At 72.0% G+C, this 15,584-nt stretch carries 11 protein-coding genes and 1 pseudogene; 2 read left to right on the top strand and 10 right to left on the bottom strand.

Annotation, left to right across the window (positions count from 1 at the left end):
* Positions 1 to 2: 2 nt before the first annotated feature.
* The 4 genes from ACZ4O3_RS22725 to ACZ4O3_RS22740 all read right to left on the bottom strand — a co-directional run bounded on the left by ACZ4O3_RS22725 (position 3) and on the right by ACZ4O3_RS22740 (position 4,088).
* Positions 3 to 1,475: an APC family permease gene (locus ACZ4O3_RS22725; protein WP_467723895.1), complete on the bottom strand. Its 1,473-nt coding sequence runs from the start codon at positions 1,473 to 1,475 to the stop codon at positions 3 to 5.
* A gap of 293 nt (positions 1,476 to 1,768) precedes the next feature.
* Entirely contained in the window at positions 1,769 to 3,172 is a 1,404-nt protein-coding gene (gene sthA / locus ACZ4O3_RS22730; RefSeq protein ID WP_362717260.1) for a Si-specific NAD(P)(+) transhydrogenase, read from the bottom strand.
* 68 nt (positions 3,173 to 3,240) lie between these two features.
* A complete protein-coding gene (locus tag ACZ4O3_RS22735) occupies positions 3,241 to 3,729 on the bottom strand; it encodes a nucleoside deaminase (protein ID WP_467723898.1) in 489 nt (162 codons plus the stop codon).
* 152 nt (positions 3,730 to 3,881) lie between these two features.
* Positions 3,882 to 4,088 carry a hypothetical protein gene (locus tag ACZ4O3_RS22740; RefSeq protein WP_362717266.1) on the bottom strand — a complete coding sequence of 69 codons (207 nt, stop codon included), beginning with the start codon at positions 4,086 to 4,088 and terminating at the stop codon, positions 3,882 to 3,884.
* 169 nt (positions 4,089 to 4,257) lie between these two features.
* Between ACZ4O3_RS22740 and ACZ4O3_RS22745 the strand changes: the two genes are divergently transcribed.
* Complete coding sequence (locus ACZ4O3_RS22745) at positions 4,258 to 6,093, top strand: glycoside hydrolase family 15 protein (RefSeq protein WP_362717269.1); 1,836 nt, start codon at positions 4,258 to 4,260, stop codon at positions 6,091 to 6,093.
* Between the two features lie 3 nt (positions 6,094 to 6,096).
* Here the strand turns inward: ACZ4O3_RS22745 and ACZ4O3_RS22750 are convergent, their stop codons facing one another.
* The 6 genes and pseudogenes from ACZ4O3_RS22750 to ACZ4O3_RS22775 all read right to left on the bottom strand — a co-directional run bounded on the left by ACZ4O3_RS22750 (position 6,097) and on the right by ACZ4O3_RS22775 (position 14,247).
* The gene (locus ACZ4O3_RS22750) at positions 6,097 to 7,401 is read right to left on the bottom strand and encodes a hypothetical protein (RefSeq protein WP_467723900.1); all 1,305 of its coding nucleotides are present in this window, start codon (positions 7,399 to 7,401) and stop codon (positions 6,097 to 6,099) included.
* A 54-nt stretch (positions 7,402 to 7,455) separates the two neighbouring features.
* Positions 7,456 to 10,092, bottom strand: coding sequence for a SpoIIE family protein phosphatase (locus tag ACZ4O3_RS22755; RefSeq protein ID WP_467723902.1), 2,637 nt, complete (start codon positions 10,090 to 10,092; stop codon positions 7,456 to 7,458).
* 182 nt (positions 10,093 to 10,274) lie between these two features.
* A pseudogene (locus tag ACZ4O3_RS22760) lies at positions 10,275 to 10,723 on the bottom strand (SpoIIE family protein phosphatase); the annotation flags it as partial.
* 363 nt (positions 10,724 to 11,086) lie between these two features.
* Positions 11,087 to 11,374, bottom strand: coding sequence for a DUF1232 domain-containing protein (locus ACZ4O3_RS22765; RefSeq protein ID WP_362732874.1), 288 nt, complete (start codon positions 11,372 to 11,374; stop codon positions 11,087 to 11,089).
* Between the two features lie 40 nt (positions 11,375 to 11,414).
* Positions 11,415 to 12,581 (bottom strand): hypothetical protein, encoded by a 1,167-nt coding sequence (locus ACZ4O3_RS22770; RefSeq protein WP_467723904.1) that lies wholly within the window; start codon positions 12,579 to 12,581, stop codon positions 11,415 to 11,417.
* A 301-nt stretch (positions 12,582 to 12,882) separates the two neighbouring features.
* Entirely contained in the window at positions 12,883 to 14,247 is a 1,365-nt protein-coding gene (locus ACZ4O3_RS22775) for an FAD-dependent oxidoreductase (RefSeq protein ID WP_467723906.1), read from the bottom strand.
* Between the two features lie 264 nt (positions 14,248 to 14,511).
* Here ACZ4O3_RS22775 and ACZ4O3_RS22780 point away from each other — a divergent pair, with 264 nt between their 5' ends.
* Complete coding sequence (locus tag ACZ4O3_RS22780) at positions 14,512 to 15,570, top strand: NAD-dependent epimerase/dehydratase family protein (protein WP_467723908.1); 1,059 nt, start codon at positions 14,512 to 14,514, stop codon at positions 15,568 to 15,570.
* Positions 15,571 to 15,584 lie beyond the last annotated feature (14 nt).

Raw genomic sequence — 15,584 nt, forward strand, 5'->3', positions numbered from 1 at the left:
CCTCAGAAATCCGTGGGGAGGCCTTCGTAAGCCTGGGCCTGTGCGGTGACGTGGTCGTCGGGTACGAAGTCGGCCTCGACGGTGTGGGCGGCGTCCAGCTTGGCAGGCCGGTAGTAGTCGCTGCCCTGTTTCCAGTACCAGAGCATCGGGATCAGGCCGATCGCCAGACCGCCGACGCCGATCGCGATCGCCGCGCCGCTCAGCTCGCTCAGCGACTCGACGAAGATCCAGAACATGAACACCGCGCCGAGCAGCGGCCACACCCCGCCGAGCAGGAAGTTGCCCGCGGACCTGAAGAGCATCCTGCGGTAGGCGACGACCACCGCGAGGCCCGCGAGGCCGTAGTAGACGGCGATCTGGAGGCCGATCGCCGCGATCGCGTCGGAGAGGATCTCGCCCACCGAGCCCAGCGCGTTGGAGGCGACGAACATCACCAGCGCCACCGCGCCGACCACGGTGATCGCCACGTACGGGGTGTTCCAGGTGCGGTGCACCTTGCCGAGCGCGGCCGGCATCGTGCGGTCGCGGCCCATCGCGAACAGCGAGCGGGTGACCTGGATGAGGGTCGTCTCCAGGGTGGCGATGGTGGACAGCATCACGGCGACGATCAGCAGTCTGCCGCCCCAGCCCGGCGCGATCTCGGCGCCCAGCACGGCCAGGACGTTGGCGTCGTTCGCGGCGATCTGGTCCGAGGACAGGATGACGTTCACGGCGATCGTGAACACCTCGAAGAGGGCGAAGACGATGCCCACCCCGATGAGGCCCGCGAGGCCGGTGGTCCGGCGCGAGTTGCGGGTCTCCTCGCTGAGGTTGCTGGTGACGTCCCAGCCCCAGTAGTAGAACGCCGCGATCAGCGCGCCCGAGGCGAAGCCGGAGACGCCGTCGAAGTGGCTGAAACCGAGCCACGACCAGTCGAAGGCGTGGGCGTTGCCGGTGTGGAAGAGGGCGAGCACCGCGAACAGCAGCAGGACGGCCAGCTCGATGCCGGACATCAGCAGCTGCGCGCGGACGGTGAGCCGGGCGCCGCCGAGCACCACCGCCAGCATGACCAGGAACCATGCGGCGCCGACCACTGTGGACAGCGCCACGTCGTCGGCGAGGTCCGCGTCGAACAGGGACAGCGTCATCGAGCCGGCGGGCAGTGAGCCGGCCACCATGAAGATGGTCGCCGACACCACCAGCGCCCAGCCGCTGACGAAGCCGAGGAAGGGGTGCAGGGTGCGGCCCACCCAGGAGTAACTCGCGCCCGCGTTCACGTCGATCCGGCCCAGGTAGCTGAAGGCCAGCGCGATCCCCAGCATCGGTATCGCGCACCACAGCAGCGCGGCCGGACTGGCCAGGCCCACCGCCCCCACCAGGACGGCGGTGGTGGCGGCCAGCGAGTACGCCGGTGCGCTGCCCGCCACGGCCATCACCACCGTGTCGAACGTGCCGAGGGCATTCGCCTGCAGCCCTCTGCCCCTGCTGTTGCTCATGGTTGTGCTGCTTTCCGGTCGTGCAGGGCGCACGGGAGTGCAGGCCCGCGGTGGTACGGGTGGGGGTGTGCCTCCCGCCTCGCACCCACAGAGGGATCGCCTCGGGCAGGGGACGGTCAGAAAGGAGAAGGGTGTGGTGAGGGCCGCATGCCGAGAGTCCGTATACGGTCACACCGCGTGTGTGGGTGTGATGATAGCGGCCCCCTTTGACCTTTCAAGCTGACCGACCGGTAATCACATATGCCACTTGAAGAGGCCAACTCGCACACCGGAGGCAGCCGTTCCTGGACCGCTCAGTCCTCCAGCCGGTCGAGCTGCCGCAGCTTGTTGGTGGCGTCCAGGGCCGCCACCTTGTACGACTCGGCGAGCGTCGGGTAGTTGAAGACGGCGTCCACCAGGTAGTCGACCGTGCCGCCGCAGCCCATCACCGCCTGACCGATATGGATCAGTTCTGTCGCTCCGGTACCGAAGCAGTGCACACCGAGCAGCCGCCGGTCGTCGGGGGAGACCAGGAGCTTGAGCATTCCGTGCGAGTCGCCGATGATCTGCCCCCGGGCCAGCTCCCGGTAGCGGGCCACCCCGACCTCGAACGGCACGCACTCCTCGGTGAGCTGGTCCTCGGTACGGCCGACGAAGCTGATCTCCGGGATGGTGTAGATCCCGATGGGCTGGAGGTTGTCCATCTGCCCGACCGGTTCCCCGCAGGCGTGGTAGGCGGCGACCCGGCCCTGTTCCATCGAGGTGGCGGCGAGCGCCGGGAAGCCGATGACGTCGCCCACGGCGTAGATGTGCGGCACCTCGGTGCGGAAGTGCTCGTCCACCGTGATGCGGCCACGCCGGTCCGCGGACAGGCCCGCCTTGTCCAGGTCGAGCCCGTCGGTCAGGCCCTGCCGGCCCGCCGAGTACATCACCGTGTCCGCCGGTATCTTCTTGCCGCTCTCCAGCACGGTCAGAGTGCCCCGGGGGTGGTGCTCGACGGCGGCGACGGTCTCGCCGAACCGGAAGGTGACGGCCAGGTCCCTGAGGTGGTACTTGAGCGACTCGACGACCTCGACGTCGCACATGTCGAGCATGGCCGCGCGCTTCTCGACCACGGTGACCTTGCTGCCGAGCGCGGCGAACATCGAGGCGTACTCCATGCCGATCACACCGGCGCCCACGATGACCATGGAGCGCGGCACCCGCTCCAGCGACAGCACGTTGTCCGAGTCCATGATGGTGCGGCCGTCGAACTCGACGCTGTCCGGGCGGGCCGGCCGGGTTCCGGTGGCGATGACGATGTGCCCGGCGGTCAACAGCCGTTCGTCGCCGTTCGGTTCGCGCAGGGCGACGGTGTGCGGGTCGACGAAGCGGCCGGTGCCCGAGCAGAGGGTGACGTGGTTGCGGGAGAGCTGGTTGCGGATGACGTCCACCTCGCGGCCGACCACGTGCCGGGTGCGCGCGGTCAGGTCGGTGACGGTGATGTCCTCCTTGAGCCGGTAGCTCTGGCCGTAGAGATCGCGCTGGGTGAGTCCGGTCAGATAGAGGACCGCCTCGCGCAGGGTCTTGGAGGGGATGGTGCCGGTGTGGATGGACACACCGCCCACCATGTCGGGGCTGTCGACCACGGCGACCCGGCGGCCCAGCTTGGCCGCGGCGATGGCGGCCTTCTGGCCGCCGGGTCCGGATCCGATGACGAGAATGTCGAAGTCTGGCACCTGGCGGAGTCTGTCAGCAGGCACCCCCGCTTCGAAAGAGAGAACGGCCGGCCAACGCGTGAAATCCGCTACGGACCTGGGCCGTTGCCCGCCCCGCGGCGCGCTTGGCGCGCCCCGTTCGGCCCGCCTCCACGCAGGATCTCGGCCTGCCGGAACAGTGCGTCCGTCGTCGCGGCGAGGACGCCGCCCAGCAGCCGGGGGCTGTAGAAGGACGCGGCGGCGTCGACCACCGCCCGTGCCGGCAGGGTGATCTGGTCCAGTCCGGTGCGGCCGAGCCCGTCGATCGAGGTGCCCCAGACGATCTGGCCCACACCCGCCCAGGCGCAGGCGCTCATGCACATGGCGCACGGTTCGCCGGTCGAGTACAGGGTGGCCGCGCCCCAGCCGTGGTTGCCGACCCGGCGCACGTAGTCGGCCATGGCGACCATCTCCCCGTGGTACGTCGGGTTCTCGGCCGAGGTGTTCACCCCGCGTCCCAGGACCCGGCCCGAGCCGACGAGCACCGCGCCGAAGGGGTAGTACGGGTTGCCGCGCGCCTCCCGGACCGCGGCCCTCATGAACCGCGCGTGATCCTCGGCACCGCCGTGGCGGTCGCCGACCGTGGAGGCGGCGACGGCGGCGGAGGCGGGCCGAGCTGTGTGTACGGCGAGCGCGGACGGCACCACGCCCGCCGCTGAGAGCAGTCCGAGGAGGCGGCGCCTGTCCAGCGTCAGGGCAGCAACCTCTCGACGCAGTTCGGGCCCTCGCGCTCCATCTTCTTCCTGGCCCATTCGAGCGTGGCCGGGGTGACGTCCCGGCCCGACGCCATCACCAGGTCTTCGGGCGCCACCCCGGTGCCGGGGGCGCTGTGCAGCAGGGAGTCCGGGGTGGCGCGGTCGTCGGGCGACCGGGACGCTTCGGGTTCTGAGGTCGACATGGTGCCTCCTTCGCGGAGCGGGTGCACCCTCTCACCATTGCCCGCCCGGCCGTACCGCGCATCCGGAGCGGGTCGGAGCCCAGCGCGCGCCCGGTGCTCGATGCGCGAAGGTAATTATCACCTTTACGATGTATTGTGCCCATACATCCGTTCAGGGGAGGCCGACGCGATGACCGAACAGCGGTTCTCCGAGACTGCGCCCGGCAGCCCCCGCTACCTTCCGATCGCCGAGCACGGGCTGATCGGTGATCTGCGGACGGTGGCCCTGGTCGGCAGCGACGGCACCATCGACTGGTACTGCTGTCCGTCCTTCGACGCCCCCAGCGTCTTCGCGGCCCTGCTGGACGCCGAGCGCGGCGGCCACTTCTCGCTGGCCCCGGCCGTGTCTGCCCGGACCAAGCAGTTCTACTTCCCCGACACCAACGTGCTGATCACCCGCTTCTTCACCGACGACGGCGTCGGCGAGGTCCAGGACTTCATGCCCGTCATCGGCACGTCCGGGGACTGCGAGCGGCACCGGCTCATCCGCCGGGTGATCTGCGTGCGCGGCACCGTCCCCTTCCGGGTCCGGGTGGCCCCCCGCTTCAACTACGGCGCGGACCCGCACACCCTGCGAATGCTCGACGGCACCGCCCTGTTCGAGTCCGAGGTGATGTCGCTCGCGCTCACCTCCACCGTGGCCATGGAGAGCGACGGCCCGGACGCCCACGCCGACTTCAAACTCGCCGAGGGCGAGTCCGCGGTCTTCGCGCTCGACCAGGCCGGAGAGCGCATCGCGCCACGGGGCTGTGCCCATATCGAGGCCGAACAGCAATTCGAGGCCACCGTCTGCTACTGGCGGCGCTGGCTGTCCCGGTCCCGCTACCGCGGCCGCTGGCGCGAGATGGTGCACCGCTCCGCACTCACCCTGAAGCTGCTCACGTACGCGCCCACCGGCGCCATCGTGGCAGCGCCCACCACCAGCCTCCCCGAGCAGTTCGGCGGCGAACGCAACTGGGACTACCGCTACGTCTGGATCCGGGACGCCGCCTTCGCCGTCTACGCCCTGCTGCGGCTCGGCTTCACCGGCGAGGCCGAGGCCTTCATGAAGTTCCTGACCACCTGCGTCAGCCCCGGTGACGGCGCCGCCTCGGGGCCACTGCAGATCATGTACGGCATCGACGGCCGCAGCGACCTGCCCGAACGGGTCCTCCCGCATCTGGAGGGCCACTGCGGCTCCGCACCGGTGCGGGTCGGCAACGCCGCGGCCGGCCAGCTCCAGCTGGACATCTACGGCGCGCTCATCGACTCGATCTACCTCTACGACAAGTGGGCCCAGCCCATCTCCAGCGCCCAGTGGGACGACGTCACCCGGCTCGTCGCCTGGGTCTGCGACCACTGGGACCAGCCCGACGAGGGCGTCTGGGAGACCCGGGGCGGCCGCAAGAACTTCCTCTACTCACGTCTGATGTGCTGGGTCGCCATCGAGCGGGCGATCCGGCTGGCCCGCCGGCGCGGCCTGCCCGCCGACCTGACCCACTGGCTGGGCGCCAGGGACGCCATCTACCGGCGGATCATGGACCGCGGCTGGTCCGAGCGGCGCCGTGCCTTCGTCCAGTACGAGGGCGGGGACGTGCTGGACGCCTCACTCCTGATGATGCCCCTGGCCAAGTTCATCGCCCCGACCGACCCCAAATGGCTCTCCACCCTGGACGCCCTCGGCGAGGACCTGGTCTCCGACTCGCTGGTCTACCGCTACGACCCGCAGGCCAGCCCCGACGGTCTGCGCGGCGACGAGGGCACCTTCTCCATCTGCTCGTTCTGGTACGTCGAGGCCCTGGTGCACGCCGGACGCGTGGACGAGGCCCGGCTCGCCTTCGAGAAGATGCTCACCTACGCCAACCATCTGGGCCTGTACGCCGAGGAGATCGGCCGCACCGGCGAGCAACAGGGCAACTTTCCGCAGGCGTTCACGCATCTCTCGCTGATCAGCGCGGCCTTCAACCTGGACCGGGCGCTCGGCTGAGGATCACGTGAAGCGCGAACTGCGCACCGGTCCGGACGAGTTGACGCGGGCCCGGTCGCCGGTGAGCCAGCCGTCCCGGACCGACTCCGCGAACGCGGTGAACGCCTCGTCCGGGTCGGCAGGTCCTTCGCCGTCGCCCTCGTCGAACGTGGCGTCGGCCCGCACGATCTCGGCGGCCAGGTCCTCCGCGGGCCGCTCGTCGGCCGCCTCCCGTCCCGTCCTGCCGTCCTCGTCGACCCGCAGCCGCTCGCCCCACGGCGCCACCACCGACTGGTGCAGCAGGCCGACGCTGTCGGCGGTGACGGCCGGGGTGTCGGTCCAGCAGCCGGCATGCTCGTGCAGGACCTGTCCCGGGGCCCGCTCGAAGAGCGCGCCGATGATCTCCGGCCCCGACGGGTGCCCGGCCAGCTCGTTGAGGTCGTACGCCACGACGACGGTGTCCGCGCGGTCCGACCCGAACGGCACGGCCGGCAGGTCCAGCACCTCGGCGGCGGCCAGGCCGAGGATCCGCGAGCCGCGGTCGGGCAGCAGTGACACCGTGCGCGGGCTCGTCCGCGTGGCGGACAGCAGGAGCGCCAGCCGCCGCAGAGCGCCCAGGCACTGCCCGGGGGTGTCCTGGAGATACGCGTAGCGGCCCGCCATGCCCGCGGCGAAGCCGAACGGGGAGAGGGTTCCCAGCACCTGGCCCCCGATCACGTACTGCCAGTCACGCAGCCCCGCCGGCTCGCCGAGGGCAGCGGCCCGCTCCAGCATCCGGGTCTGGCGGGCCCACGTGGGCCGCCACTGTGCGTCCCCCGGCTCGGACAGCAGGGCGTGCTGACGGCGGGCCGTGGCCAGGTCGCCCGCCATGAGCGCGTTGTACACCAGCAGATACCGGTCCGGCCAGTCGGCGAAGTCGCCTTCGTGCCGGGCCAGTTCGTCCATCGCCTCGCCGTGGCGCTCCTCCCGCTCGTACGCCGACACCAGCTCCCGCACCACCACCAGCGCACCCGGGTTGTGCGTCAGTACCGTGCGCAGCGGCGGGATCGCCAGGAAGGACAGGCCGCGTTCGACGCACGCGTACCCGAAGTCGAAAAGGTGCTGGGCGTGATCGGGTCGGGCGGCGAGCGCGGCGGCGGCCTGTTCGAGGTCCTCGAAACCCGCCGCTTGGGCGGCCCGCTCGACCACGAGGGCCACCTCGGCGGCCGGCGCCTCCTCCCCGGCGGCCCGCAACTGCCGTACCGCTCCGGGCAGATCCCCGGAGTCCAGGCACTCCCAGGCCTTGACGAGTTCGGCGGACCTGGGGCGACGGCTGCGGCGCGAGAACATACCGGAGATCATCACCCACGCGGTGACGTGTTCTCAACACCGTGGGGGAAGGAGTCAGGGCAGCGGCTGTTCCGACCAGATGACCTTTCCGGCGGGTGTGTACCGGGTGCCCCACCGTTCGGACATCTGTGCGACCAGGAACAGGCCCCGGCCGCCCTCGTCGGTGCTCGCCGCATACCGCAGGTGCGGCGAGGTGGTGCTGGCGTCGGACACCTCGCAGATCAGCGTCCGGTCGCGGAGCAGCCGTACCCCGATGGGCGCCCGGCCGTGCCGGATGGCGTTGGTGACCAGCTCGCTGAGGATCAGTTCGGTGGTGAAGGACAGCTCGTCCAGGTCCCAGTCCGCGAGCCGGCGGATCACCTTGGCCCGCACCTCGGAGACGGCCGCCGGATCGGCCGGTACCTGCCACTCGGCGACCTGGTCCGTGCCGAGCGCCCGGGTGCGGGCGACGATCAGCGCCACGTCGTCGCTGGGGCGGGCCGGCAACCGCTCCAGGACGGCCGCGCAGATCTCCTCGGGGGTGTCGCCGGCCGCCGACTCCAGGGCACCGGCGAGCAGCTCGAGGCCTTCGTCGATGTCCCGCTGCCGGTCCTCGACCAGCCCGTCGGTGTACAGGACCAGGCTGCTGCCCTCGGGCAGCTCCAGTTCGGCCGTCTCGAAGGGCAGTCCGCCCACCCCGAGCGGCGGACCGGCCGGCACGTCCGGGAACCGCACACTGCCGTCGGGCCCGGCCAGCGCCGGCGGCGGATGACCGGCCCGGGCCACCGTGCAGCGCCGGGTGACCGGGTCGTAGATCGCGTAGATGCAGGTCGCGCCGGTGACCGGGGCCGTGCTGTCGGTGGGGGTCTCGTCCTGGTCGATACGGCCCACCAGCTCGTCCAGCAGGCTCAGCAGTTCGTCGGGGGTCAGATCCAGCGCCGCGAAGTTGTGCACGGCCGTACGCAGCCGTCCCATGGTCGCCGCCGCGTGCAGCCCGTGCCCCACGACGTCCCCGACCACCAGCGCCACCCGGGCCCCGGACAACGGCAGCACGTCGAACCAGTCGCCGCCGACCCCGGCCTGCGCCGGCAGGTACCGGTAGGCGATGTCCAGGGCGGTCTGCTCGGGGAGGCTGCGCGGCAGCAGACTGCGCTGGAGGGCCACCGCCATGCCGTGCTCGCGCGTGTAGCGGCGGGCGTTGTCGATGGAGACGGCGGCCCGGGCCACGAGCTCCTCCGCGAGCGCCAGCTCCTCCGTGTCGAACGGCGCGAGCTTCTCCGAACGGCAGAAGTTGGCCACCCCCAGCACCAGGTTCCCGGCCCGCAGCGGCACCGTGATCAGCGAGTGGATGCCGAACTCCAGGATCCGGCCGGTGAGCTCCACGTCCTGGGCCCGCCAGCCCGGCGCGTCCCGCAGCCGGGGCTCGACGACCGACTCGCCGGTCTCCAGACAGCGAGCCTGCGGCGAGGACGGCACGAACCGGATCCGCTCGCCGGTCTGGTACAGCGGGGCGTCCTCGCGCAGGCCCGCGAAGGCCACCCGGCGCAGCGCGTCCCCGGGCTTGGGCTCCTCGCCCTTGAGGACCGCGTCGTACAGATCGATGGCCGCGTAGTCCGCGAACCGGGGCACGGCCAGCTCCGCCAGTTCCTCGGCCGTCCGGGTGACGTCCAGGCTGGTACCGATGCCCACCCCGGCGTCGTACAGCATGTTCAGGCGCTCGCGGGCCACCTCGGCGCGCCCGGACAGGGCGCGCAGCTCGGTCGAGTCGCGCAGGGTGATGACGCTGCCTGGCGGACCGCCGCGCACCTCGATCGGGCGCTGGTTGACGGCCAGCAGCCGGTCCTTGACCAGGTGCACCTCGTCGGTGGCCATCCGCCCCGAGGCGATCAGTTCCGCGGTGTCGCTGTCCAGGCCGAGATCCCCGACCTTGCGGCGCTCGGCGTCCGGGGGCAGGTCCAGCAGCCGCTGTGCCTCGTCGTTGGCGAGCATCAGCCGGCCGTCGCCGCCGACGATCAGCACCCCCTCCCGCACGGAGTGCAGCACCGCGTCGTGGTGCTCGTACATGCGGGTCATCTCGCGCGGGCCGAGGCCGTGCGTCTGACGCCTCAGGCGCCTGCTGACCAGCGCCGTGCCCGCCGTCGCCAGGGCCAGCGCGGCGGCGGCCGAGGCCAGCAGCAGCGGCAGCTGCTGGTCGGCGGTACCGCCCACGTGCGCGGTGGTGATACCCGCCGACACCAGGCCGACCACCTTGCCGTCGGCGTCCTTGACCGGGACCACCGCCTGCACCAGCTCCCCGATGGTACCCGCGACCTCCTCGGTGACGGTGCCGCCCGCCAGCGCGGGCCCGATGGTCCCGACGAACTTCTTCCCGATGCGGTCCGGCTTCGGGTGCGTGTAGCGGATCCCCTCCGTGTTCATGACGACGATGAAGTCCACGCCGGTCGCCTTGCGGGCCGCCTCGGCCTTCGGCTGGAGCACGCTGGTGGGATCCGGCAGCCGCAGCGCGGCGGCGGTGCCGGGCGCGTTGGCGAAGGACTGGGCGACGGCCACGGACCGGTTGCGGGCCTCCATGGTGCTGTCGTGCCGCACCTGGAGGACCTGTTCCACCACCGCCGTGACGACCAGCAGCAGCACGATCACCACCTGCAGCATGAACACCTGTGCGGCCACGCTGCGTGTGTTGCGTGCCGGCCGCCATCGCCCGGAAGGCATATGCCCCGGCCGGATCGCCGTCCCTTCCCCCTCCGCGAGCGGCGCGCGCGGAGCCTCGGAAGGGGGCGGCCGGGTCTCGGACCGGCCGGGCAGACGGACCATGAGCCCATGTCTACACTGCCCGGCCCGGCGAGGCGAGAGGGTCTCCCGGGACAAGCGGCGTGGTGCCCCGTTGTGCCCTGTCATGGCCGGTCCCCCGGAAACCCGGCGCCGGGTGGCGAGGCCGGCGCCACGTCGTCGGGCCGGTCGCTCGCGTGCCGGGCCGTGGCGGTGAGCCGGTCGGCCACCCCCGCCGGCGAGCGGCCGCCGCACCGGCGGCACCGCCGCTGGACAGCGCCGGCCGCAGCGCCGCGATGCCGTCGTCGATGTCCTCGCCCGGCCGCTCCACCAGCCCGTCCGTGGACAGGGCGAGGATCGCGTCCGGGGCCGGCTCGGTCACCGGGTACCGGGCGCGGAGGTCCACCCCGAGCACCACCCCGCCGGCGATCTCCAGGACGCGGGTGGGGCCGCCCGGGGCCCGCAGATAGCAGCAGCTGGCGAACTGGCCCGGGTCGGGGCCGATCAGCAGATGGTTGGTGCCGCTCAGCCCCTCGTAGGGCGGCCGGTCGCCGAGTGCGAAGGCCCGGACCGCGGGCGGGCTGGGCGGACGGACGGCCGGGTCGATCCGGTTGGTGGGGACGACCGCGCCGGTGCGCCGGGGCCGGGGTGCAGGGACAGCGCGAGCCAGTCGCCCTCGCCGGCGTCACCGTGGCGCACCCGGAAGTGCACCGGGCGCCGGTCGAGGCGTCGACCAGCAGCGCGGTCAGCCGTTCACCCGCCCGGCCCAGGTGCTCGCCGCTCCCAGTCATCCGGTCCTGCCTCGTCCGTGCACCGCCTGGCGGGGACACAGCAAGAATGCGCCACGACGCCCGGCGAACGCACCCGGGCAGCACCGGCCGGCTCCGTCCGGAGGCCGCCGGACGGCGGTTTGCTCCGCACCCGGGCCCCGCGCGGCTCAGAGTCCGGGGTCCTCCGACGGCAGTATCCGGGCCGCGCGCATCGAGCGCAGGGCCAGCAGGAGGACGCCGATGTCGTCCAGGTAGATCGGGTCGGGGAGCAGGTCGGTCGGGAGCACCAGGTACAGGACGGCCCCCCAGAAGACCCATCGCGGTCCGGTGGGCAGACCGGCCCGGCGCAGGGTGCGCCGGGTGCGGACCAGTCGTACGAGCACGGTGACCGCCCCGGCGAGCAGGGCCGCCGCGACGATCGCGCAGATCACGAACACGGTCGTGGTGGTGTCCATCGCTGTCCTGTCGTCCCGCCCCGGTCCGGCCCGGGGTCCGTCACTGGTCCGTCTTCCCGGTTTCCTCCCCGGGCACCGCTGCCGGCCCGGCATTCTCCCTCGGCGGCCGCAGGCCCTTGAAGGCCCGGGTCAACTGCTGGAAGGGGGAGGCGGGTTGTGACGCCGGTACGGAGGGGGCCGGGGTGTCGCGGAGTGCGGCGAGCGCCTCGTCGGCCCGCTGCGCGGCCTCCTTGTACAGGTCGCGGGACCTGGTCATGGCCTCCAGGGCCTCGGCGTACTGCGCGACCCGCCGGCGTTCGCGGGCGAGTTCCTCCTCCAGCGTCATCAGGGTCCAGTTGTCGCGCAGATCGGCCAGCGCCTCCTCGGCGCCCGGCGGCGCGGGCTTGGGCAGCGCGGCGAACCGGCGCAGGACGGCGATCAGTTCGGTGGACTCCGAGCCGTCCAGGAAGACGCTGCGCACCGCGTACTCCCGCGCGTCGTAGCCGGCCGGTGCCGGGTCCGGGGGCAGCAGGACGGCACCGCCGCGCGGCACCTCGACGCCGAGGTCGCGCACCGCCCAGTTGACGGCACGGAACTGCTGGGGCGTGGCCCGGTGCTCCACGACACGGTGGGCGAGGCCGGGCGGCAGCTGCCGGACCAGCGGCCGACTGCCGAGCGCGTCGGGCGTCATCGCCTCGTGCACCACGAGGTTGACGCACCAGGCGCCCTTCGCGGCCTCGCGCAGCACCCGCCGCATGTCCTTGTCGTCGGCGGGCAGCGGATTGACCGTGCGCATCCTGAGGCCCGCTACGGCCGGGTGGTAGTCCCAGGCGGCCTCGCCGCCGTCGCCGGCCTCGTCGCCGTCGGGCCAGAACACCGTCGCCGGAGAGGGCCACGTCTCGTCCCAGGGCCGCTCGGCCTCGGCGACCAGTTGCCACTCCCGCCCGGCCTGCTGGGCCACGAGGGTCAGCCGGGCGCGCACCGTCACCGTGCCGCCGTCGACGCGCCAGCGGGCCTCGAAGACCCGCGGGACCGGCACCCCCGGCACGGCGGATTCGGCGGGCTCGGCCGGGCCGGCGGGTTCGGCGAAGTCGTCGAGGGCGCCGGTCTCCTTGCGGCGGCGCAGGACCCGGCGGATCACCTCCTCGGAGTCCGGGCCCGTGTGGCGGCCGCGGGCGGCCCAGACGGTCGGCGGAAGGACGGCACGGTCGGTGGCGGAGTTCGACATGGGCCAATCTGCGGATGAGGGCGGGATGTGCGTTCCAGTATCACTGCTCGGCAGCGCGGCCCACAGGGCGGGGCGCCCGCGCCCGGGGAACGCGCCCCGCGCCCGGGGTGTGCGACGGGTGCGTCGTGCGACGCCGGTTCACCCGTGTCCCCGACCGGGTGGATTCCGGACAATGGTGTGTCGAACGGGGCCCGCCCGTCCATCCGCACCGGGGCGGGCTCCGTTCGCCGGCTGAACGGGGGAGGGGGCCGACGGTGATCCGGCGGCCCCCTCCGAGCTGTCCGAGCAGCTCAGCCTCGTGTCACGCGCCGCTCTCGCGCAGCATGTCCTCGCGCTCGACGAGCTTGACGCGCTCGCGGCCCTGGGGCTCGCCCAGCGCACGCTCGGCGGCGTCCAGCCTGTACCAGCCCTCCCAGGTGGTGAAGCGGACGTTCCGCTCGGCGAAGAAGGCGTCCACGGCCTCCGGCGCGGGCGACTCGGGCGTGTGCAGCCGGTCGTTCGCGTAGTCGTCCAGGAGGTTGGAGACGGTCTCGTTGGCGTCGCCCTTGGTGTGGCCGATCAGGCCGACGGGGCCGCGGCGGATCCAGCCGGTGACGTAGGTGGACTGCACATGGCTGCCGGCCTCGTCGATGACCCGGCCGCCCTCGTCCGGGACGGTGCCCGAGTCGATGTCCCAGGGCAGCTTGGGCAGCTTGTCGGAGAGGTAGCCGACCGCGCGGTAGACCGCGCCGAGCTCCCAGTCCTTGAACTCGCCGGTGCCCTTGACGTTGCCGGTGCCGTCCAGGGCGGTGCGCTCGGTGCGCAGCCCCGTGACCTTGCCGTCCGCGCCGAGGATCTCCGTCGGAGACTCGAAGAAGTGCAGGTAGAGCTTGTGCGGGCGGTCGCCGGCATCGCGGATCGCCCAGTTCTCCAGGGTCTTGGCGACCATGTCGGCCTGCTTGTTGCCGCGCCGGGTCTCGATCGAGCCCGCGTCGTAGTCGATGTCCTCGGGGTTGACGATGACCTCGATGTTGGGGGAGTGGTCCAGCTCCCGCAGCTCCATCGGCGAGAACTTCGCCTGCGCCGGGCCGCGGCGGCCGAAGACGTGCACCTCGAGGGCCTTGTTGGCCTTCAGTCCCGCGTGGACGTTCGGCGGGATCTCGGTGGGGAGCAGCTCGTCGGCGGTCTTGGCGAGGATGCGGGCCACGTCCAGGGCCACGTTGCCGACCCCGAGGACGGCGACCTTCTCCGCGTCGAGCGGCCAGGTGCGCGGGACGTCCGGGTGGCCGTCGTACCAGGAGACGAAGTCGGCCGCGCCGTAGGAGCCGTCCAGCTCGATGCCGGGTATGCGCAGTTCGCGGTCGGCCGTCGCGCCCGTCGAGAAGATCACCGCGTCGTAGAAGGAGCGCAGGTCGTCGAGGCTGATGTCGGTGGGGTAGTCCACGTTGCCGAAGAGCCGGATCTGCGGCTTGTCGAGCACCTGGTGCAGGGCCGTGATGATGCCCTTGATGCGCGGGTGGTCGGGGGCGACGCCGTACCGGATCAGGCCGAACGGGGCGGGCATCCGCTCGAAGAGGTCGACGGACACGCCGGGCTCGGCGGCCACCTCGGACTTGAGCAGGGCGTCGGCGGCGTAGATCCCGGCCGGGCCGGCTCCGACGATGGCTACCCGCAGGGGGCGCGGCATGATCAGGTTCCCTTCGAGTGATGACAATCGACCGAGTGAAGACAATCGATCTCGAACGGGAAGCCTAAGCTAAGGCAGTCCTAAGTTAGTACACGGGTCCACTCTATGACCTCATAAGGCGACCTTATGAGGTGTGTCGGACACCGCTTGTGCCCCGGAGACGGTACCGCTCTCCGTCCGGTGCCTGGCGCCCGCCCCGGACATGCGCCAGCCTGGCCTGTGCGCCGCACGGGGCGCGGTGTCCCGAGGGCGAGGGGTGAGAGCGTGGACGCACGCGGGGAGAAGACCGTCGCGGTGACCGGCGGCAGCGGATTCGTCGGCAGTCATCTGGTGCGCGGGCTGCTGGAGCGGGGCTACCGGGTCCACGCGACCGTCCGCAGCGCCTCCGCGGCGGACAAGGTGCGGCCCCTGTGGGAGCTCCAGGAGGCATTCCCCGGCCAACTGGCCCTGTTCGAGGCCGACCTGCTCAGGGACGGCTCCTTCGACGGGGCCTTCCGAGGCTGTGCCACGGTCTTCCACGTCGCCTCGCCGTTCCTGATGCCGGAGCGGATCCGGGACGGCCAACGGGACGTGGTCGACCCGGCGTTGCTCGGCACCCGCAACGTGCTGGCGAGCGTGGACCGCACCCCGGACGTGACGACCCTGGTCTTCACCTCCACCGTGGGCGCCATCTTCGGCGACTACTGCGACGTCCGCGAGATGGCCGGCGGGATCCTGACGGAGAAGTACTTCAACACCACCAGCACGGTGGCCGGCAACCCCTACCACTACGCCAAGACGATCGCCGAACGCGCCGTCCTGGACGCCGGGAACGCTCAGGACCGCTGGCGCATGGTCTGCGTCAACCCCGGCCTGATACTGGGCCCTTCGCTCACACCCGCCTCCGAGTCCGGCAGCCTGTTCCTGCTCGACGAGCTGTTCAAGGGCTACTTCTGCTACGGCGCCCCGGACTTCAGCTTCACCACCGCGGACGTCCGCGACGTGGCCGACGCGCACATCGCGGCGGCGGAGAACCCGGCGGCGCACGGCCGTTACATCGTGGCCAACGAGACGATGACGTCCTTCCACGAGATGTCCAGGATCATCCGCACCCGGCGTCCCTGGGATCCGCGCCTGCCGCGCACCGCGCTCCCGCACTGGCCGGTACGAGTCCTCGGTCCGTCCTTCGGGCTCACCCAGGACTACATCCGCAAGCACCTCGGCATCCGCTTCCGCGTCGACAACAGCCGGGGCGTCCGCGAACTGGGCCTCACCTACCGGCCCGTCGAGCAGACCCTCCTGGACCACCACGCGAGCTGGCGCGCGCGGCGGCGGAGGGTCTGACCCCGACGGCCGGG

The sequence above is a fragment of the Streptomyces sp. NPDC026515 genome (genome assembly GCF_055567595.1).